We start from the raw sequence: 21,045 nt of genomic DNA, 5'->3' as shown, positions 1-21,045 counted from the left end.
TAGGAGAATAAAAAAACATGATAATGATGCAGTATAAAGTAAAACTTCCAAATGATTTTGATATGAACAATATTAGAAAAAGAGTGCAAGAAAATGGATTTAAAACAGATGGATTTGAAGATTTATTTTTTAAAGCCTATTTAATATCTGAGAAAAATAAAGAATATTCGCCATTATACTTTTGGAAAGATAACAAAGGAATGAATAAATTCATATTTGATGGATTTTATGACAATATCTTAAATTCTTTTGGCTGGCAGACTATAAATATTGGAATACCATTGTCGCAAGAATTTAATGAAAACTTTTCTAAAGCAAAATATTTATTGGAAATAGAGAATGAAACAAAACCGATGGAAAAAATGAAACGAATGGAATTTTCTATATCAGATGATAAAATTGTTGGAAAAGCATTAGTATATAACCCTGAAAATTGGAAACATACAGAGTATTATTTTTTTGAAGATGCCCCTAAAGAAACAGAAAATTCAAAAGTGTACGAAGTTTTACATATTTCTCAATAAATTAAGATGAGAGTAATAGATTTTACCGTAATCAAAATTGATTTTGGAAAGATAAAAATGGAAATAGATAAAGTACGGATGCTGTGGAAGCAAGTATAAAGGCTTATATTAATGGAATAAATAGGCTTTATAATAAATAGTTTTTATAATAGACATTTGTAAAAATATAAAAAAATATAAAATAGAAATGAAAAATTAAAATAAAAAGATACTGAAAAAAAATTCAAATTAATTGATATTAGAGTTATTAGAAGAATATTCGGAAAGAGGAGGAAATTACTTCCTGTACATTGAAATTAGGGTTATTTTAAAAATTTTTGGTTTCTTTGAGTTTAAAGTTAAAAAGAGAATTTATTCTCTATTTTTCTAGTTTTTGATTCTGACAAATGACAAAAAATATAAAAACAGAAAGGAGAGTATAATTTTATATAAGGAGTTATAATATAAAATTATATAATAAAAAGATGAACGATAGTTATAAAGGAATTATTGATGAGTACTTAAAAAATTCAAATACAGAAAAATTAGTAAAACATATATTTCTTTTGAAACCAAGCTTAAAAATAACTTCTAAAAAAGTTTATGATATTTTTGATAAAATATCTAAAGAGTATAACATTCCCTTTAAAGATTTTAAAATCATTGGTTCAACTCATACTGGTTTTAGTTTTGTAAAACCTAAAAAATCGAAAGAAATTAAATTTTTTTCAAATGATTCAGATTTAGATATTGCAATAATAAACAAAGATTTTTTTTATTATTTATATAAAAATACTTTGAAAATAACAGAATATTTTAAAAATAATACTTTTTTTAGTAAACCTGAACATGAACAATTGTTTAAAGAAAATTATCTTAAAGGTTATATAAGACCTGATACTATAGGAGACAAGAAATTTAAAAGAAATTGGAGAAATTTTTTTTATGAGTTAAGTAAAGAATATAACCAAAAAATAAGTGCTGCGATATATTTAGATGAAGAAACATTTCATAATAAATTAAAGGAAAGTTTAGAAATATATAAAGAAAAATTGGAGGTATATAATGGGAAGTGAAATTTTAGGTGGGAAATATAAATTAAATTCAGAAGATATAGGAAATTTAGAAAGTATGATGAAAAAGGGAGAATTAATCTATGCACCATATTATCAAAGAAATTTTGTATGGGATATGAAAGATCAAATAGAATTTATTGAAACGATTTTATTAGGATATCCTTGTCCTGAAATTTTTATAGCTGAAGGTAAAAGAGATTTAGAAAAAAATATCAAATATATTCATGTAATAGATGGACAACAGAGATTAACAACAATAAAAAGATTCATAAATAATGAGTTTTCAGTTAAAGAAAAATTTTATAAAGAACTTTCAGATGAAGAAAAAACAAAATTTCTTGATTATGAAATAGGTACGGTTACATTAAAGTTAAATCCAGAGCAAGATATTTCAGAAATAGAAGAAATATTTAGAAGGTTAAATAAAAATAAACATACATTGAATGAGACTGAAAAAAGAGTTTCGCTTCTTTCAAATAATAATTTTATGTTATTTGCCAGACTTTTATCTGGAGACTTAATAATAAAACAAGATGAGGATTTAGAAGAAAATGAGGAGAAATTATTTATAGAAAATCCTTTTATTACTTTAGAATTTAAAAAATGGGCTTCAGATAAAGATTTTAAAAAAATAGTAGAATATATTGAAGAAAGAGTTTACACTCCGAATCAAATAAAACAAAATTATGCAACAAAAGATATTATTGATATTATTGGTACTTATATTAAAGGAAGTTTTTTTTCAAGAATTTTAGATGAAGATGAAATTGTTGAATTAACAGATAAGGTTGATAAAAAGAAAACAAAAATATTTAATCTTTTTTCTAAAATAATAGATATTTTTCGTGAAACTAAATTTCCAACTTATAATTATTCACGAAAGAAAAATTATTTTATGATAAGAGGAAATTTTTTTAGTTTAGTTTTAGCTTTAATGCTTAATGAAGAATTTATTGAAAATATAGATATAAAATTATTTGAGAAAAATTTAGATATATTTTTAAAAACGATTCCTGATGAATATGTACAAGCTGCTAAAAATAGTGTTATGGACAAAAAGCAAAGAGAATTAAGACATAAATATATATCAGAAATTTTATCAAAATCTTTAAATTAAATCCTGGACAAAATAAATAAAAAATGTTATCCTAAATAAAGAGAATGGAGGATATATGAAACCAATAGTAATTGATTTATTTTGTGGAGCAGGAGGGATGAGTGAAGGGATTTTACAAGCAGGATTTCATATTATTTTTTCAAATGAAATAAGTAAAGATGCTTCTGAAACATATAGAAAAAGACATGAACAATTGGGATTAGTCCAAGGTGAGAATACTTGGCTTGAAGTTGGGGATATAAAGAATATAACAGGAACGTATATAAAGAGAATAATTTCGGAATTAAAAGACTTTGAAGAGAATAAAAATATAGAGATTGATGCTGTTTTTGGTGGACCACCTTGTCAAGGATTTAGTAGAGCAGGAAAGCAAGAAGAAAATGATAATAGGAATTTATTGTTTAAAGAATATTTAAGGGTTATAAATGAAATAAAACCAAAATATTTAGTTTTTGAAAATGTTCCAGGAATAATTGATATAAAATTTAAAAGTTTTGTATCTGATTTTGATAATGAAATTTATAAAAATAAAAATGCTATAGATATAATTGAAAATGAATTAAAAAAAGTAGAATATAATTTATTAGAACCAAGAATATTAAATGCCTCAAATTATGGGGTTCCTCAAAATAGACATAGATTAATATTAATTGGTTTTAGAAATGATATGAAAAAACCTAAATATCCAAAAGAAATTCAACAAAAAATTACTTTAAGAGAAGCAATATCAGATTTAACAAATTATGAATTAGATAATAAGAAATATCAAAAATCTTCTCAAAAAGGAAGAACAAAAAATATAGTAACTAATAAAACAATTTCAGAAAAAAAGAAGTATAATAATGAACTTTCAAAACATTATAACTATATAGAAGAAAGATTTTCTCTTTTAAATGAAGGAGAAAGTAATTCACAGTTAAGGAAAAGACTAATAAAAGATGGATTGGAAATTATTAAATATCCTAATTTATTGGAATATTTATCAAATAGATTAACTACTTCAAAGTCGGAAATAGTAAAAAAGTGTAAAAATATTTCAAAGGAGAAGAAATTATTGGATTTGATAGTTACTAAAAAAAATTCAAGAATAAAATTATATTTAGATAAACCAAGTAATACAATCTTAACTTTGCCTGATGACTTAATTTTACCTATTTGTAATAGAATATGTTCAGTTAGAGAATTTGCAAGACTTCAATCATTTGATGATAGTTTTGTGTTTTATGGAAAAAGAACTACTGGTGGAAAAGCAAGAAAAAATGAAGTTCCTCAATATACACAAGTTGGAAATGCAGTTCCACCATTATTGGCAAAAGCTATTGCATTTGAAATATATAAAGTTTTAAAATAAATAAATATGGATTAAAAACAAAAAAAACAAATTTAGGGTGTGTTTGAAAACTTTCAAAATGACAAATTTTTAATAAATTTTTTCAAAACCCAAAATAATAAATGTTAATTTTAATGTAATTTTTAAAATAAGAAACATTAAAAATAACATAAATTTCGAGTTTTCAGACAAAGTCTAATTGACTTTTTTGTATATAAAGATTTTAAACAGAAATAAGTTTATAATAAAAAAGTAAAAATATTTTTATTTTATTTGATAGTGAGGGAGAAATGACTAGAGTTTGATCTTATAAATCTAATTAATTAATGGGTTTAGTTTTGAGTAAATATATGTATTACACATAATTTAATTTTTACATTTTTCTTCTCAAAAATGAACATAAAAATCAAAAGCTTTGTAATCTTAATAATAATCCTGACAATAAATATTATTATATGGATGAACAACTATCATTTTATTAGATTTAACACGCAATAATATGGGAGTAAGGAGGAATATTCATCTTCTTATTTCTAGTTATTTCTAGAAGTTACAGTAAAATAAATATGTTCTTTAGGTATGTATTTTTAATACAACTAGTTATAAATATACTACAGAAAAAGAAAAATGAAGAAAAATTGACTAATGAGAAATCAAAAATAAAGTATGAGATATAAAAAAACAAAAAAGGAAGAAAGGAAATAAAAATGAAAATAATAGTTTTTGCACATCCATGGAAAGGAAGTTTTAACAAGGCAATTTTAGATAAAGTAATGGAAAAACTTGATGAAACAAAAGAAAAATATACAGTTATAGATTTGAATAAGGATAAATTTAATCCTGTAATGACAGAAGAAGAATTGTCTTTGTATTCACAAGGGAAAAGTATTGATCCTTTGGTGGAAAAATATCAGGAAATATTGAAAAATACTGATGAACTGATACTTGTATTTCCAATTTGGTGGATGTCAATGCCTGCAATATTAAAAGGATTTTTTGACAAAGTTATGACTAAAGGATTTGCTTATGAAAGTACACAAACTGGAATAAAGGGTGTTCTAACTAACATAAAAATGGCAAAAATGATTACAACTGCTACAGCACCAAAATTTTTGCTGAATATTACAGGATTTGGAATTACTATGAAAAAGGCTAATTTTGGTGGAATTGGGATAAAGAAAACGAAATGGATTCATTATAGTTTTAAAGCAAAAGGTAAAGATGAAGATAGGAAGGAATTTCTTGAAAAAGTTGGAAAATTTGTGAGTAAATGAGAAAAGGAGGAGAAATGTTTATATTTAAAATTATAATTGTAATTTTCGGTTTAATAGAAATTATGACAAATGGTTATTACCTTTTTGGGAAAGATAAAATAATGAAGGCTAAATTACAGCATAGAGAATTACCTGAAGAAATCACAATTTTGCAACTTAAATTAAAAGTAATGTTGATGTTTTTAAGTGGATGTCTGTTTCTTATAACAGGAATAGCATCTTTCTTTAAAGAAAAAGAATATTTATTATTTTTATCATTAATTTTCTTTAATTTGTATGCTTTGTGTGAAACTTTATATTATAGATATTGGAAAGTATTTGGCTTTTTTATAGTTTCAATTTTTATGACATTGATTTATATTTTTTTAAGGTCGTAATTACATAAAATAACGAGTTTTATATTATGAAAAAGAAATTGTACAAATCAGTAAAAGATAGAAAACTTACAGGCGTATGCCGAGGAATTGCAGAATATTTTGATATTGATTCAAGTATTGTAAGAATAGTATGGCTTGTTTTGATTTTTTGTGCAGGAACGGGTCTACTGGCTTATATTATTTGTGCGATAGTTCTTGATGATAATACTAATGAGTAAAATATTTTTGAAAAAAAGAATTTGATTTTTGAAATTCTTAAATATCTAAATAAAAAATTAGGTGGAGAATAAAAATGAAAAAAGTATTTTTTTGGTTATTCTACTTGCTATTTTTAATATTTTTTGATATTGTTTTGGTGATTATAAGGTTTAATAATAGCATTTATGATTTTTTAACAAGTTTGAATATAAAAAATGAGTGGATTTTAGAAAGATTATTTTCACTAGAAGAAATTATTTTTATCATCATTAGTTTGATTTTTACTTATTTAATTTCAAAAATAAAAGTAGATAAAAAAAGTTTGTTAATCCCTCCATTAATTATAGTAACAATAAAAGCGGTGATACTTTTTTTTGTATTAAAATACATAACATCCCTTGATAAAACGGGAGAAAGTATATTTTTTACATTTTTCATGATAGCAGGATTTGGAGCTTATATGGGAATGAAAAATTTATACTTTTATTTGGGGTTATTGTTTAATTTATTTAGAAGGAGAAAAAATGAAGGCAAAAAGTTGGATTATTAAATTTTTGTTGGTTTTTGTAGTATTAATTGTGATATTTTTAATTGATGCTCATTATGAGTATAGGCATATTAAAATTAAGGCGATTGAGATAAAGTCGAAAGATATTCCAAAAGAATTTGATGGTAAGAGAGTACTGTTTGTAGCGGATTTTCAGTATGATACGATGACACGGTTTAATCGAGTTCAGGAAAAAAAGGCGATTGAGCTGATAAATGCACAGAAAAAGGATATAATATTGCTGGGGGGAGATTATGCGACTTGGGAGAAAAATATTCCTAAGTTTTATGAGGATGCTAAAAATATTAAAATTCCCGAGCTTGGAGTATATGCGATTTACGGAAATCATGAGTATCCAGGTGAAAAGGAAACTGCTGAAAATATGAAAAAACTTGGATTTAATCTTCTTACAAATGAAAACAGAAAAATAACAATAAATAATGAAAAAATATATATTGCAGGAGTGGCTGATTTGTGGCATGGAAAGCCTGATGCGAAAAAAGCTCTTGAAGGTACAAAAAAAGAAGATTTTGTATTGTTTTTGACTCACAATCCAGAATATTTTGAGGAAATGACAGAGAATGAGAAGGAAAAGGCAGATATGACGCTTGCGGGGCATACTCATGGCGGACAGGTTACTTTCTTTGGAAAAATTATTATGTCGGCAGTAAAAGATAAGAAAAAATATGGCTATGGAATGAAAGAGTATGGCGGACATAAAATTTATATTACCTCAGGGCTAGGAGGGGCCTTTCTTGAAATGTTTATTCGATTTTTTGCACAACCTGAGATTGTGATTTTTGAACTTAAAAGAGGATAAAAAAATAATAAAATTTTATTATAATCTTTTTGATAAGCCAGAATATGAATATTATTATTGAAAAAATAAGAGAAGTATGAGAATTTGAAAGGAATTAAATTAATGAGAAAAAATATAAGCGGAAATTCTCCATGGGAGGACATTGTAGGATATTCGAGAGCAGTAAGGATAGGAAATATTTTTGAAATAGCAGGAACAACAGCTGTCAAGGATGGAAAGCCTTATGCAGCAGGAAATGCCTATGAACAGACAAAATATATTCTTGAAAATATAAAAAAGGTTCTTAAAAAGGAAGGATTGGCGTTAGAAAATGTTATTAGAACAAGAATGTTTGTTACAGATATTTCAAAATGGGAAGAATATGGAAAAGCACATGGAGAATTTTTTAGGGATATTAAACCAGCTGCAACAATGGTAGAGGTGTCTTCATTAATTGATAAGGAATTGATGATAGAAATAGAAGTAAGTGCAGTTTTTGATTAGGAAATAAATGAAAAATTATAAATTCTAAAATCAGAGAGAAAAAAAACAAATAAAAAGGAAAATTTTATGATAACTAAAAAAACAGTATTTTCAGTTTTAGGAATTTTAGCAATATTTTTTATAATCTGCCTAATTTATGCACATTATGAATATACACAACTTAAGGTTAGAACAATAGAAATTGCCTCAAAAGATATTCCAAAAGAATTTGATGGAAAGAAAATTGTGTTTGCGGCAGATTTTCAGCTGGATACTTATGCGAGATTTAATCAGAAGCAACTTGACAGGATTATTGATTTGATAAATAAGCAGGAAAAGGATATTATAATTCTGGGTGGTGACTATACTAACTGGACTGGTAAAATTCCACGATTTTACAAAGGAATGGAAAAGTTAGAAAAGCCTAAATATGGAATTTATGCAATTTTGGGGAATCATGATTATAATTCTGTGGAAAAAAATATGGCTGGACTGAAAAGCCTTGGGTACAAAGTGTTGGTAAATAAAAATGACAAAATAACAGTAAATAACCAGAGTATCTACATTTCAGCAGTTGACGATTTACTAAAAGGCAAACCTGATGCACAGAAGGCACTTAATGGTATAAAAAAAGATGATTTTAATATCTTCATCACACATAATCCTGATTATTTTGAAGAAATGACAAATGAACAGAAGGAAAGGTCAGATATAACTTTGGCAGGGCATACTCATGGTGGACAGATAACATTGTTTGGATTGATATTGTGGGCAGAAATTAAGCATCCTTGGAAATATGGATATGGATTAAAAGAATATAATGGACATAAGATTTATACTACTTCAGGTGTTGGTGGTGGAGCTTTTGAGATGTTTATTCGATTTTTTGCACAACCTGAAATTGTGGTGCTGAAATTGAAGAAAGTTAAATAAAACTTGGAAGAGGTGTAGAATGGAAGAGAAAAAATTAAAGATTTTAGCAAAAGATATTTTTGAAAAAATAGAAAAAAAATATCAAGAAACAGCAAAAGAAATGAAAGTTGCATCTGCTTCAGTTAATGCTTCAAAGGAAATAAAAATAACAGACAGTAAAATTGAAGGAATTCCATATATTCCAAAAGGGAGTAAAATTCCAACAAATTCAGAAGGGAAACAGTTTATGTTTCTTGCACAGATAAATTGTGCTGACTTAAAAGGTCTAGAAGATTTTCCAAAAGAGGGGATTTTGCAGTTTTGGATTCTGGGAGAAGATTTGCTGGGATTGGATTTTGACGATTATACAAATCGAGATGGTTTTGATGTGATTTATTATGAAAAAATTGAAGATTATCATTCGGAAGTTGAGTTTAAGAAAATGTACAATCCTTATAGAGAAAATTCAGGAAACTTAGAAATAGCAAATAAGCCTTGTGAAATGAATTTTTCTTTGGAAAGTAGTGAAAAAGAAACTTTCGATTATACGCTTTTGGAAAAGTTATTTGAAGAAGTGTTAAAAGAAAAAAATATTGATGTAGGTGAAAAAGAAAAATTGTATCAAAAAGTTGAGGGAATATTCATAAGTAATTCTAATGGGGAAAATGGCGGAACGAAATGTAATGGATTTCCATTTTTTACACAATTTGAGCCAAGAGATGAAGAACAATTGAAAGAATACGATACTTTGCTATTTCAAATTGACAGTGGAGGGGAAATTATGATTGGAGATTGTGGAGTGATGAATTTCTTTATTAATCGTGAAAAGTTGAAAAATAAAGATTTTTCAGATATTTTTTACAACTGGGATTGTTATTAATTTTATAAGAATAGAAAGTTGAAAAAGATGGATATAAAAACAATAAATTATGAGTATTTTTTAGATTTATCAGTAAGAATGACGCATCACTCGAATGCTATCGAAGGAAATACATTGACACTAAATGAAACTGCTACGATTATTTTAGATAGTACAATACCTGGAAGTAAGAGTGTTCGTGAAGTTTTTGAAGTTTTGAATCATAAAAGGGCGATTGACTATATGTTGAATAAACTTGCGAATGATCAAAATTTGGATATTTATATGATAAAAAATATAAATAAGGAAATTTTAGATAGGTTAAATGATAATGCTGGAAATTTTAAAAATAGCAGTAATGCAATAATTGGTGCAGATTTTCAAACTTCTACACCAAGTCAAGCGCCAGTTCTTACAAAAAATTGGATTGAAAACTTGAATTATCGGTTGAAATTGTGTAAAAATGATGATGAAAAGTTGTCAGAAATATTAAATTCTCATATAGAATTTGAGAGAATTCATCTTTTTAGCGATGGAAATGGGCGAACAGGAAGGCTGATTATGCTGTATTTGTGTTTTCAGGAAAATATAAGTCCGTTTGTGATTGAAAAAAATGATAGAGCATTGTATATGAACTATTTAAGGGAACAAAATGCAGATATTATTTTAGATAAAGTGAAGGAATTGCAAGAATTTGAAAAGAAACGAATGGAACAATTTTAAATAGATTAATAAATTAATTAAAAAAATATAAATAAAAAATTTGGAGAGAAAATCGGAGGAGAAAAAATGTCAGAAATTAAAAATGAAGCGAAAAAACCAAAAACATTGTTTGATAAAGTTTGGGAAAAACATGTGATTACGGGAGAACCTGGGGAAGCACAACTTTTGTATATTGATTTGCATTTGATTCATGAGGTTACTTCGCCACAGGCATTTTCAGGATTGAGAATTGCAGGGAGAAAGGTTAGAAGACCTGACTTGACATTTGGAACAATGGATCACAATACGCCAACAATTATGGCTGACAGAATGAATATTAAAGATAAAGTTTCAAAGGCACAGTTGGATGCGTTGTCAGCTAACTGTAAAGAATTTGGGATTGAATTGGTTGACATGTTTAATGAAAATAATGGAATTGTGCATATGGTTGGACCTGAACAAGGGTTGACACAGCCTGGAAAAACTGTAGTTTGTGGAGATAGCCATACTGCGACTCATGGAGCTTTTGGAGCTTTGGCATTTGGAATTGGAACAAGTGAAGTGGAACATGTTTTGGCGACACAGACAATTTGGCAAAAGAAACCAAAAACAATGGGAATTGAAATAACTGGTGAATTACAAAAAGGTGTTTATGCGAAAGATATAATTTTGCATATTATTAGAACTTACGGAATTGGGCTTGGAAATGGATATGCATTTGAGTTTTTTGGAGATACAATAAGAAATATGTCAATGGAAGGAAGAATGACAATTTGTAACATGGCAATTGAAGGAGGAGGAAAATCAGGAATTATCGCACCTGACGAAATTACTTTTGAGTATGTAAAAGGAAGAAGATTTGCACCAAAAGGCGAAGAATTTAATAAAAAAGTGGCTGAATGGAAAGAATTGTACACAGATTCTGTAGATGCATTTGACAAATACATAAAAGTTGATGTTTCAAATCTTGAACCACAAGTAACTTGGGGAACAAATCCTGAAATGGGAATTGGAATAAGTGAAAGATTCCCTGAAATTAAAGATGTAAACTATGAAAGAGCATACAGCTACATGGGACTTACACCAGGAGCATCTCCTTACGACATTCCATTAAAACATGTATTTATCGGATCTTGCACAAATGGAAGATTAGCAGACTTAGAAATTGCAGCAAAAATTGTAAAAGGGAAAAAAGTTGCTCCAAATATCACAGCAGTAGTTGTTCCAGGATCACAAGTTGTTAAAAAAGCAGCTGAAGAAAACGGGATTGCACAAATATTCAAAGACGCAGGATTTGAGTGGAGAGAAGCAGGATGCTCAACTTGCTTAGGAATGAACCCAGACTTAATCCCAAGTGGAGAACACTGTGCCTCAACTTCCAACAGAAACTTTGAAGGAAGACAAGGAAAAGGGGCAAGAACTCACTTAGTAAGTCCAGCAATGGCAGCAGCAGCGGCAATTTATGGAAAATTTGTGGATGTTAGAAAATTGGATGAAGTGAAATAGAAATTTTAGTATAAAGGAAACGATATATTAGACATGTTTGAAAACTATACATATTTAAGATTTGATAAAACAAATGTTCTAAGGCAAGGGGTCAAGACCCCTTGTCAGAAAGTTGAGAAAAACAAGAAAATTAAACATAAAAAATACAATATTTATTGCAGTTCTTAGAGTTTTAGAAATAACTATAAAAATAAAGGAGAAAAATATGAAACCATTTACAAAATATGAAGGAACAATCGTTCCAATAATGAATAACAATATAGATACAGATCAATTAATTCCAAAACAATACTTGAAAAGTATTGAAAAAACAGGATTTGGAAAACATGTTTTCGATGAATGGAGATACAACGAAGACGGATCTGACAATATGGATTTTAATTTGAATAAGCCAGAATACAAAAATGGAACAATTTTGATTACTGGAGAAAATTTTGGTTGTGGATCAAGTAGAGAACATGCTGCTTGGGCATTGCAAGACTATGGAATTCATGTAATCGTGGCGGGAGGATATTCGGGAATTTTTTACATGAATTGGTTAAATAACGGACATTTGCCAATAACATTGCCAGAAGCAGATAGAATCGAATTATCAAAATTGCCTGGAGATACGAAGGTTACAGTTGACTTGGAAAATAATAAATTGATTGCGAATGGAAAAGAATATGTTTTTGAGCTGGAAGAAAGCTGGAAACAAAGATTGCTTAAAGGGCTTGACTCGATTGGGTTGACTTTGCAGCATGAAGATGAGATTAGAAAATATGAGGAAAGTCATAAGTAGTTAAAAAAGGAGTAAAAATGAAAAATTGGGAAGTCATAGATGGATAGCATACTCGTAAAGTGATGTGGATAAATCATGAAATAGAAATGAAATTGTACTGTAATGGTGAAGATGACATTGATAAAGAGGAAATTGATGAAATAAAAATCGAAGAAATGGTTGAAAAAATTTTAGAAAAGAAAGAATACTGGGATAAAAAGTGTAAAAATTTGTTTGCTGATGAATTTGTTGACTGGTTTAATGAAGAAAAATGGGTAAAACCAGAATATGCTGAAATTTATTATGAAACAAATAGTATTGAAGAAGTGGAAAAAGAATTACTTAAAATTATTGGAAAAGAAGATACAGAAAAAATTATGAAAAATTATTTTTTAAAGAAAGAAGCGTTTAAAAAGTTGCTTGATAATGATGAAATAGAAATAGTAATTGATTATGGTGAGGTAGAAGAAAATTCTAATTTTACAATAGCTATGCATGAAAAATTATTTTTTGTTGATAAAATGTTTTATGCTTGTTGTAATTTTAATGGTGAAATAGACGAGTATTATATGGGCTAACTTTCTTAAATTTTTTTAGAAAGGAAAATCAGATATGGAAATTCAGGATTTTCGAGAAAGTTCACATAGCAGTTATTTTAAAGAATGGTATGGGAAAGTTATTTGGAAAGGTGAAGAAATACGAGTAAGTCTAACAATTTCCAAAAAATGTGATAATGTTGAACTTGAAAAAGAAAAAATGTTTAAAATTTTGGAAGAATTGTATCTTAATCAGGATGAATGGAATAAAAAAGTGAAAGATACGATGGTTAAGTATTTTTATGATGTGCTGAATGATGATTTTTTTAATGATGGAGTATTTCCAGAGTATCCAACTTGCTATGATATGTTATTTGAAATTTTAAAAGACGATTTTACAAAAGAAGAAGCAGAAAGAATATGGAAAACAAAAGTATTTCCATTGGATAAGTATAGAAATTATATTTTTGTTGATAATATTCAGATAACAAGTGAAGGAAATTTTTATTTTGAAGTAGCTGATGATTATACAGTTGTGGGGGATAACTGGATTTGGTTAAAAGGGAATATTGATAAGGGATTTTTTGCTGCAAGTTTTGATGATCTTTTTGAATTTGTCACTGACTTAGAATTAAATGACGAGTTTTCTTCAATTCTTCGTGAAAAATTTAAAATAGGTTATGCAGATGCTAGTAGTTTTTTTGTATCAAGAAGAGAAGGATTGACAAAACTTTATTATAAGAAGAATCACAAATTAGCGGCAATTGGAAATTATAAATCTGGAAAAAAAGAGGGAATTTGGAAATTCTATGATGAGGATGGGAAATTGACTAAAAAGGTTAATTATGTTAATGATATTGCTGAGGAAGAAGTTATTTATTGAAATAATAGAATAAAAATTAGAAAGAAAAATTTAAAAGATGGCAGAAAAGTCAAAAAGACAATTAAAAGTGGAAGAATATTTTAAACAAAATGGGATAGAGTATGATAAAAATTTTGTTTATGGTATTAATTAAAAAAGAAAGAAATTTTGAATTTGTAACTGAAATTTTTTGTATTTTGCGAAGGGAGAATATTGATTTATGTTTTCAATATTAGGTGCAGTATTATTTGGCGTTATAGCAATTATGACAGTTCTTGTTGTTTGCGGTTTACCTCTGGGCGAATTTACAATGGGTGGACAACATAAAATCTTACCTAAGAAATTTAGAGTTATGGCAGTCATTTCAGTGGCTATCCAAATTTTTGCAATGATAATTATTTTGCAAGCCGGAGGTTTTATTTCCTTGTGGCTGTCTTTTAAGGTTACTAAATATATTTGTTTCTTCTTTGCCGCTTATCTATTTTTGAATACTGTTATGAACATGATTTCAAAAAGTAGGAAAGAAAAATATGTTATGACTCCTCTTTCACTTATAGCCGGAATATGTTTTTGGATAACGGCATTTCAAATGTAGTATATAAAATGAGGATCATCTACAGTGTGTCAAATTGGAATTTGTAGAGGTGAGAAAAATATAATGGCAACACATCCAACTTAAATTGAAATAGTATAAAATTACGAGGAGATTATAAGATGAATAATTATATAAAATTAAATGAAGATAGATGGAATAATGTAACAAATGACTATACTGAGCCATTGACACATGAAGAATTAGAAGAAGTTAGAAATAATCCAATTTCTGTTGCATTAACTGTTGGGAAAAAAGTTCCAAAAGAATGGTTTGAAAAAGCAAACGGAAAAAAGATATTAGGTTTAGCTTGTGGTGGTGGACAGCAGGGACCAGTTTTTGCTATAAAAGGTTATGATGTAACCATAATGGATTTTTCTAAATCACAATTACAAAGAGATGATATGGTTGCTAAAAGAGAAGGCTTAAAAATCAACACAGTTCAAGGTGATATGACAAAACCATTTCCATTTGAAAATGAAACTTTTGATATTATTTTTAATCCGGTTTCAAATGTATATATAGAAGATTTAGAAAACATGTATAAAGAAGCCTCTCGAGTATTGAAAAAGGGTGGATTGTTGATGGTCGGATTTATGAATCCTTGGATATACATGTATGATGCTGACATTGTATGGGACAAACCCGATGAGGAATTACTTTTAAAGTTTTCAATACCTTTTAATTCAAAAGAGCTTGAAGAGGAAGGTAAGATAACCATAAATCCAGAATATGGATATGAATTTAGCCATACCTTAGAAACTCAGATTAGAGGACAACTTAAAAATGGTCTCGCAATGATAGATTTTTATGAATCATGTGATAAAAGACATAGATTATCACGTTATGGAAATGACTATATAGCTACACTCTGCATTAAACTATAATGTTATAGAACATACTTCACGAGAATAGCCCATTTTATTTTCCTTAAGGGTTAAAATCTAAAAATCCCAGTTTACAAAGAAAAGAAAAAATAGATTTCTGAGAAAATATCTACAATAAAGCTGGAGGTGTATTGTTAATTTGAAAAAAACTCTGAAACAAAAATTGACTAATTTAGCTGTTGGAGAATTAGTGGCGGTAGTAGTATTCTGGATAAATTTTTTTCTGTTCAAAAAATTAATTACTACTACAAAATCTCTAATTTCTATTTCTTTCTCCTTATTTATACTAAGTTTTATTCTTGTACAAGGCTCTATTTTTTGGTGTATTTTGATAAAAAGAATTTCAAAATCAGGATTTGCTGCAAAATATACAGGCAAGATTTACAATAAACTAAAGATATTAAATGTAATTTTGCTATGCATGGGAGTCCTAGTGATAATATTAAATTACAGTACGTTTTTTACAATGATTATCTCTTTTGCTATTTGGATATTTGCTGTGATAGAGTGGGTAAATTACTATAAATTACAATTATCGTATAGCCTTAATCCTGTCGTTTTATTAAAATACATAATACAGAGAAAATTAAGAAAAAGTAGAATAGCAAATGAAATTGACAATAGTTTTGATTTTGAAACATATGGAGAAACATTGGAAGAGGCTCATAAAAATTTTAAGACAAAGATTGTCGATGGGCAAAAAACGGAATTTGTGCCATATGGGAAACCAGGGATTCCGCCTAAAAACAGCAAGTTTTCATTGGTAAATTATCCATCAAAATTAGGAGAAATGCCAATGTATATTACAGCAAAAGAAAATAATGGGAAAAAATATCCTGCAATTATATATTTAAACGCTGGATTTGGTGGAATTGGAGATAGTGAGTTTGGCTGGGATGAAGAATCACCTAAAAATAATTATCAAGGAACAGATGCATTTAAAAGAGATGATTTTGTACTTGCAATACCAAGTGCTAGAGGAGAAAATGCAAATCCTGGAAAATATGAAATGTTTTATGGGGAAATTGAAGACTTGGAAGAAGCCAGAAAATATGTGGCATCACTTCCTTATGTTGATCCAAACAGAATTTATCTCTTGGGCATAGTACAGGCGGGACAAAAGCAGTCTTATTAAGTGAATATTCAAAAGGATTTAGAGCAGTTTTTGCAGTGGGTCCTTGCCAGATTTCTTTTGGGCAACAGAAAAAACAACAATGATCGCACAAAAAATATTGGCTGATACAGGGGCAAAAACGAATATTCAGTTTACAGCAGAGGATTTGGAAAAAATTTCAAAAAATATTGTTAAATAGCAGATAATTTAATTTTAGAAATTTGATTGAAAATGAAAAATTATCGATGTAAAAGTAGAAAATACGAGTTAGAAAATAAATTTCAAGTTTCAGATATAATCTGAAAAAAAGGAGATGTCTATGTGGTCAAAAGGAATTGAGTATAGAAAGCGAGAAAAAGAAAAACTTTCTAAAATAAGTTCAAAAGATTTACCATTTGATGTGTTTGTAAAAAATGGAGAATTAGTCAGCTGGAGAAGAAGTGGCTGGTGTAAGAGAGCTTATCAGTTTTACAAAAAAAATTGCAAACGAAATTTTAGAAGAAATAAAAATCTTGAAACTTCAGTTAAAGGGAATTATTACAGAAAGTGCTATGAGTTGAAGTATGCTTGGATCTAGCAAAAAATTTTCATATGACTAGGAGATAAAAATTATGCGAACTATCAAAGAATGGAATAAAATAATAGAAAATTATTTTAACGAAAATAATATTGAGTATGACAGAAATTATTTATGTTTTTTTCCTGAAAACAATTTTATAAAATTGTTTTTTGATAAAAATCTTATTTATGATTTTAACAAGGATTTAAGAGAAAGTATTATAGTTTTATTTAAGAAAGATAACATAGAAATATTTTCGTGTGATATAACATTAAAAATACCTTCAGGAATACAACTTTCGAATATAGGTAAAATGAGGAAAATAATCCCTCGGGAAAAAGTAAAGGTTTTAAAATTAGTAAAAAAAATAATGAGATATAAATTATATTTTAAATTAGATAATGAAAGTAAAGCTTTTAGAATTGATATTTTTTTTAGATTTAATAAAAACTGGGTAGTTGAAAATATAAATTATTTGATAGAAAATAGATTAATAGATTTAAAAAAATGAAAAAAGTAAATTTTTTTTGAAAAAGTTAATTAAAATATTGATTTTTACACCATTTAGTAATATAATTACATTGTGTAATAAAAGTATTACAAAGGAGTGGTAAAAATGGCTACAGTAACAGCAAGAGTTGATGAAAATGTGAAAAAGGAAGCAGAAACTCTGTTTAAGAAAATGGGGCTTAATATGAGTACTGCTATGAATCTATTTTTGAAGAAGTGTATTTTGGAGCAGGGAATTCCGTTTGAGTTGAAAGTTCCAAATGAAGAAACTTTAAAGGTTTTGGATGAAGTTGAAAAAGGTATCGGATTAAGCAAAACTTTTGATAGTGTAGATGAGCTAATAGAAGACTTACAAAAATGATGAGAAAATTTCAATTAAAGAAACACTTGAGACAATGTAGGAAATCTCAAGATATTTTTAGTGGGAAGAGGGTATAGCAGAATAAAGTTAGTCAAAAGAGGTGTAAATGGAAAATTATGTAGATTGGAAATCAACAGAAATATTTGAAGATGGAGAATTTAAAGAAATTATATGGAGAAATCACAAAGTAAAAGTTTTTGTATTTTGGGACAATGAGTCAAAATTTACAAAAAAAATTATAATATCGAAAGCAAATAATTTATTGGAAAATGAGATAGATTATTATTTGGAAAAAACTAAAGATACAATTATAGAATGCCTTATGAATAATTCTGAACCTTCAGAAGATATGCCAAAAATAATTTTGAAACATATAGAATTTTATGGAATAGAAAATGTAAAAAAGAAATTATTGAAAATAATTGGAAAAAATGATACAGAAAAAATCTTGCAGAAAAAAATTGTTACAAAAAAAATGTTAAAAAAGTTGTTGGAATCTGAAAAAATTGATATTGATGTGGAATATGAGGAAATAATAGTCAATATGTACGAAGGTAAATTTTTTATACATGAGTTATTTACTGTTGTTTGGGATTCTTTAAATAAAAAAATAAAAGAAATAAATATTTGTTAATAAAAGAAAGGAAGTGCAAAAATGAACTATAAAATTGCAGTATTAAATGGAGATGGAATTGGTCCAGAAATCGTTGATGAAGCGGTAAAAGTTTTGGATAGAATTGGAGAAAAATTTGGGCATAAATTTGAGTATACGCAAGGATATTTGGGAGGAGAATCTATTGATAAATATGGGATTCCTTATTCTGAAGAAACTGCGAAAATTTGTAAAGAGAGTGACTCGATTTTGTTAGGATCAGTTGGAGGGCCTAAATGGGATAATGTTGAGCCTGATAAAAGACCTGAAAAAGGACTTCTTGCGATAAGAAAAGAATTGGGAGTTTACACAAATTTAAGACCAGCGGTTCTGTTTAAACAATTAAAAAGTGCTAGTCCATTGAAAGATGAAATAATTGGAGAAGGGCTAGATGTAATGATAGTTAGAGAGCTTACAGGAGGAATCTATTTTGGTCCTAGAGAATATTCTGATGAAAAAGCTGTCGACACATTGCCATATACAAAAGGGGAAATTGAAAGAATCACAAAAAAAGCATTTGAAATTGCAAAATTAAGAGGAAAAAAAATTACAAGTGTGGATAAACACAATGTTTTAGATACTTCAAAATTGTGGAGAAAAACAGTAAATGAACTTGCAAAAGATTATCCAGAAGTGGAAGTTTCTCACATGTATGTGGACAACGCTGCAATGCAATTGATTGCAAATCCAAGACAATTTGATGTAATTTTGACAGATAATATGTTTGGAGATATTTTGTCAGATGAGGCTTCAATGCTTACAGGATCACTTGGAATGTTGCCATCAGCAAGTTTAGGAGATGGAAAAGTTGGACTTTATGAACCAAGCCACGGTTCAGCACCAGATATCGCAGGACAAAACATAGCAAACCCGATCGCAACAATTTTATCAGCAGCAATGATGTTAAGATACGCATTTAACTTGACAAAAGAAGCAGATGCAATTGAAAAAGCAATCGAAGAAGTGTTGCAAGATGGATTCAGAACAGTGGATATTTATACTGATGGAATGAAAAAAGTTGGAACGGCTGAAATGGGAACTGAAATTGCTAATAGAATATAATTTTATTTTTTAAATTTCCTCAAAATTAATTTCATGTAAATGATTGAAAAAATAATTTTTATAAATAATAGCAAAAAAGAAAGGAAAGTTTTATGGAAGAAATTTTACATTACGAAAACATAACTTTCAAGAGGGAAGGCAGAGAAATTTTAAAAGGGATAAACTGGCACATAAATAAAGGAGAAAACTGGGCTTTACTGGGGCTGAATGGTTCCGGTAAATCCACTCTTTTGGGAATGATTCCGGCTTATAATTTTCCAACTTCAGGAGAAATGCGAGTTTTTGGTCATAAATTTGGAAATTATGCTTGGACAAAAATTCGAGATAGAGTAGGTTTTGTAAGTTCTACTTTAAATAATTTTTTGAGTACATTGAATTCCGAAAAACTAGAAGATGTTGTAATTTCTGGGAAATTCAATTCGATTGGAATTTATCAGGAAGTAACAGAGAAAGACAGAATAAAAGCTGAAAAAATAATCGAAGATTTTGGAATAACATACATCAAGGACAAATATTTTGCAACATTGTCGCAAGGTGAGCAAAGACGGACATTACTTGCAAGGGCATTTATGAATGAACCAGATTTGCTGATTTTGGATGAGCCATGTTCAGGATTGGATGTAAAATCAAGAGAATATTTATTGTCAGTCTTAGAAAAAAATTCTAAAAATGAAAATGCTATTCCATTTATCTATGTTACACACCAAATTGAGGAAGTGATTCCAGCAATAACTCATATAACTCTTTTGAAAGATGGAAAAGTTTTTGCAAAAGGAAGAAAAAAAGATATTTTGACAGATAAAATTTTGTCGGAGATGTTCGAAATGCCAATAAAAATTGTTTGGGAAAATGAGAGGCCTTGGTTGATTGTGAAATAATAAAAATTATGGAGCAAAAATTTTTCAAAAGATTAAAATATTTGAAAATTTTACTCCTTTTTTATAATTTTGTGTAGCAATAAAGATGGCAAATAGAAGTAAAAATTCAATACTGGAAACAATAAAATATCTGACAACCAATATTCCCAAAGAAGCATTTAAGACTTTTATCAGACAAGGGCAAGTAATTTTCATGCTAGGAAGAAGTGGAGAAGCTGGGAATAGATTTCTATTTTGCAGATCCTTATTGCTCGTGGCAGAGAGGGTGTAATGAAAACAGCAACAGTCTTCTAAGAGAATTTTACCCAAAGAATACTAATATATCAAAAGTAGATACAGAAGACTTGATAAGAACCTTGATACTAATAAATTCAAGACCAAGAAAATGTTTAAACTATGCAACACCATTTGAAAAATTTTTACATGAAATTAGTTTTTAAAAAAATTTGGTAAAATGTTGCAATTAATATTGTAATTTAGGTAAGAAAATTAGCAACCGTTAATTTAATTTGTTTATAAATTGTTATAAAAAAATTATGAAATGAAAAATCTTGACCTCTGCATTTTTTTTATAACTATATTGTAGATA

The 21,045-nt window shown here is 27.9% G+C and carries 29 protein-coding genes; all 29 read left to right on the top strand.

Annotated features, from left to right (window positions below; translation table 11 throughout):
• Window positions 1-17 precede the first annotated feature (17 nt).
• The 29 genes from F1564_RS01710 (at window position 18) to F1564_RS01580 (ending at window position 20,896) form a co-directional block, all read left to right on the top strand.
• Window positions 18-524 (top strand): DUF4865 family protein, encoded by a 507-nt coding sequence (locus F1564_RS01710; protein ID WP_018450909.1) that lies wholly within the window; start codon window positions 18-20, stop codon window positions 522-524.
• 464 nt (window positions 525-988) lie between these two features.
• The gene (locus tag F1564_RS01705; RefSeq protein ID WP_018450910.1) at window positions 989-1,579 is read left to right on the top strand and encodes a hypothetical protein; all 591 of its coding nucleotides are present in this window, start codon (window positions 989-991) and stop codon (window positions 1,577-1,579) included.
• A complete protein-coding gene (locus F1564_RS01700) occupies window positions 1,569-2,696 on the top strand; it encodes a GmrSD restriction endonuclease domain-containing protein (RefSeq protein ID WP_018450911.1) in 1,128 nt (375 codons plus the stop codon). Before F1564_RS01705 ends, F1564_RS01700 begins: the two co-directional genes overlap by 11 nt.
• A 55-nt stretch (window positions 2,697-2,751) precedes the next feature.
• The gene (locus F1564_RS01695) at window positions 2,752-4,047 is read left to right on the top strand and encodes a DNA cytosine methyltransferase (RefSeq protein WP_018450912.1); all 1,296 of its coding nucleotides are present in this window, start codon (window positions 2,752-2,754) and stop codon (window positions 4,045-4,047) included.
• 686 nt (window positions 4,048-4,733) lie between these two features.
• Window positions 4,734-5,300: an NAD(P)H-dependent oxidoreductase gene (locus tag F1564_RS01690; protein WP_018450913.1), complete on the top strand. Its 567-nt coding sequence runs from the start codon at window positions 4,734-4,736 to the stop codon at window positions 5,298-5,300.
• Between the two features lie 14 nt (window positions 5,301-5,314).
• Window positions 5,315-5,677, top strand: coding sequence for a hypothetical protein (locus F1564_RS01685; RefSeq protein WP_149201882.1), 363 nt, complete (start codon window positions 5,315-5,317; stop codon window positions 5,675-5,677).
• A 26-nt stretch (window positions 5,678-5,703) separates the two neighbouring features.
• Window positions 5,704-5,895: a PspC domain-containing protein gene (locus tag F1564_RS01680; RefSeq protein ID WP_018450915.1), complete on the top strand. Its 192-nt coding sequence runs from the start codon at window positions 5,704-5,706 to the stop codon at window positions 5,893-5,895.
• Between the two features lie 74 nt (window positions 5,896-5,969).
• On the top strand, window positions 5,970-6,425 hold the full coding sequence (locus F1564_RS01675; RefSeq protein ID WP_018450916.1) for a hypothetical protein: 456 nt from the start codon (window positions 5,970-5,972) through the stop codon (window positions 6,423-6,425).
• On the top strand, window positions 6,400-7,242 hold the full coding sequence (locus tag F1564_RS01670; RefSeq protein WP_018450917.1) for a metallophosphoesterase: 843 nt from the start codon (window positions 6,400-6,402) through the stop codon (window positions 7,240-7,242). Before F1564_RS01675 ends, F1564_RS01670 begins: the two co-directional genes overlap by 26 nt.
• A 102-nt stretch (window positions 7,243-7,344) precedes the next feature.
• Window positions 7,345-7,725, top strand: a complete 381-nt coding sequence (locus F1564_RS01665; RefSeq protein WP_018450918.1) for a RidA family protein — start codon at window positions 7,345-7,347, stop codon at window positions 7,723-7,725.
• Window positions 7,726-7,791: 66 nt separating this feature from the next.
• Entirely contained in the window at window positions 7,792-8,637 is an 846-nt protein-coding gene (locus tag F1564_RS01660) for a metallophosphoesterase (RefSeq protein ID WP_018450919.1), read from the top strand.
• A 19-nt stretch (window positions 8,638-8,656) separates the two neighbouring features.
• Window positions 8,657-9,496, top strand: coding sequence for a YwqG family protein (locus tag F1564_RS01655; RefSeq protein ID WP_018450920.1), 840 nt, complete (start codon window positions 8,657-8,659; stop codon window positions 9,494-9,496).
• 27 nt (window positions 9,497-9,523) lie between these two features.
• A complete protein-coding gene (locus tag F1564_RS01650) occupies window positions 9,524-10,198 on the top strand; it encodes a Fic family protein (protein WP_018450921.1) in 675 nt (224 codons plus the stop codon).
• A 66-nt stretch (window positions 10,199-10,264) separates the two neighbouring features.
• A complete protein-coding gene (gene leuC, locus F1564_RS01645; protein WP_018450922.1) occupies window positions 10,265-11,683 on the top strand; it encodes a 3-isopropylmalate dehydratase large subunit in 1,419 nt (472 codons plus the stop codon).
• 205 nt (window positions 11,684-11,888) lie between these two features.
• Window positions 11,889-12,464, top strand: a complete 576-nt coding sequence (gene leuD / locus F1564_RS01640) for a 3-isopropylmalate dehydratase small subunit (protein WP_018450923.1) — start codon at window positions 11,889-11,891, stop codon at window positions 12,462-12,464.
• An 86-nt stretch (window positions 12,465-12,550) separates the two neighbouring features.
• Window positions 12,551-13,021, top strand: a complete 471-nt coding sequence (locus F1564_RS01635) for a hypothetical protein (protein ID WP_232053384.1) — start codon at window positions 12,551-12,553, stop codon at window positions 13,019-13,021.
• 34 nt (window positions 13,022-13,055) lie between these two features.
• Complete coding sequence (locus tag F1564_RS01630; RefSeq protein WP_018450925.1) at window positions 13,056-13,862, top strand: DUF2262 domain-containing protein; 807 nt, start codon at window positions 13,056-13,058, stop codon at window positions 13,860-13,862.
• Between the two features lie 199 nt (window positions 13,863-14,061).
• The gene (locus tag F1564_RS01625; protein ID WP_018450927.1) at window positions 14,062-14,436 is read left to right on the top strand and encodes a hypothetical protein; all 375 of its coding nucleotides are present in this window, start codon (window positions 14,062-14,064) and stop codon (window positions 14,434-14,436) included.
• 119 nt (window positions 14,437-14,555) lie between these two features.
• Complete coding sequence (locus tag F1564_RS01620; RefSeq protein WP_018450928.1) at window positions 14,556-15,320, top strand: class I SAM-dependent methyltransferase; 765 nt, start codon at window positions 14,556-14,558, stop codon at window positions 15,318-15,320.
• 433 nt (window positions 15,321-15,753) lie between these two features.
• Window positions 15,754-16,455, top strand: coding sequence for an alpha/beta hydrolase family protein (locus tag F1564_RS10200; protein WP_197737470.1), 702 nt, complete (start codon window positions 15,754-15,756; stop codon window positions 16,453-16,455).
• Window positions 16,456-16,498: 43 nt separating this feature from the next.
• The gene (locus tag F1564_RS10455) at window positions 16,499-16,633 is read left to right on the top strand and encodes a hypothetical protein (RefSeq protein WP_269473397.1); all 135 of its coding nucleotides are present in this window, start codon (window positions 16,499-16,501) and stop codon (window positions 16,631-16,633) included.
• Window positions 16,634-16,753: 120 nt separating this feature from the next.
• Window positions 16,754-17,011, top strand: a complete 258-nt coding sequence (locus F1564_RS01610; RefSeq protein ID WP_018450931.1) for a hypothetical protein — start codon at window positions 16,754-16,756, stop codon at window positions 17,009-17,011.
• A 34-nt stretch (window positions 17,012-17,045) separates the two neighbouring features.
• Complete coding sequence (locus F1564_RS01605; protein ID WP_018450932.1) at window positions 17,046-17,504, top strand: hypothetical protein; 459 nt, start codon at window positions 17,046-17,048, stop codon at window positions 17,502-17,504.
• Between the two features lie 105 nt (window positions 17,505-17,609).
• On the top strand, window positions 17,610-17,864 hold the full coding sequence (locus F1564_RS01600; RefSeq protein ID WP_018450933.1) for a type II toxin-antitoxin system RelB/DinJ family antitoxin: 255 nt from the start codon (window positions 17,610-17,612) through the stop codon (window positions 17,862-17,864).
• Window positions 17,865-17,970: 106 nt separating this feature from the next.
• Window positions 17,971-18,498 (top strand): hypothetical protein, encoded by a 528-nt coding sequence (locus tag F1564_RS01595; RefSeq protein ID WP_018450934.1) that lies wholly within the window; start codon window positions 17,971-17,973, stop codon window positions 18,496-18,498.
• A gap of 21 nt (window positions 18,499-18,519) precedes the next feature.
• On the top strand, window positions 18,520-19,578 hold the full coding sequence (gene leuB / locus F1564_RS01590) for a 3-isopropylmalate dehydrogenase (protein WP_018450935.1): 1,059 nt from the start codon (window positions 18,520-18,522) through the stop codon (window positions 19,576-19,578).
• Between the two features lie 92 nt (window positions 19,579-19,670).
• A complete protein-coding gene (locus F1564_RS01585; RefSeq protein WP_018450936.1) occupies window positions 19,671-20,456 on the top strand; it encodes an ABC transporter ATP-binding protein in 786 nt (261 codons plus the stop codon).
• An 85-nt stretch (window positions 20,457-20,541) separates the two neighbouring features.
• Window positions 20,542-20,727: a hypothetical protein gene (locus F1564_RS10145; protein WP_169333547.1), complete on the top strand. Its 186-nt coding sequence runs from the start codon at window positions 20,542-20,544 to the stop codon at window positions 20,725-20,727.
• A complete protein-coding gene (locus tag F1564_RS01580; RefSeq protein ID WP_018450937.1) occupies window positions 20,663-20,896 on the top strand; it encodes an IS30 family transposase in 234 nt (77 codons plus the stop codon). Before F1564_RS10145 ends, F1564_RS01580 begins: the two co-directional genes overlap by 65 nt.
• The last annotated feature ends 149 nt before the right edge of the window (window positions 20,897-21,045 follow it).

Source organism: Leptotrichia shahii (assembly GCF_008327825.1).
Lineage (GTDB): Bacteria > Fusobacteriota > Fusobacteriia > Fusobacteriales > Leptotrichiaceae > Leptotrichia > Leptotrichia shahii.
This window is presented reverse-complemented; position numbering and strand designations above follow the sequence as displayed.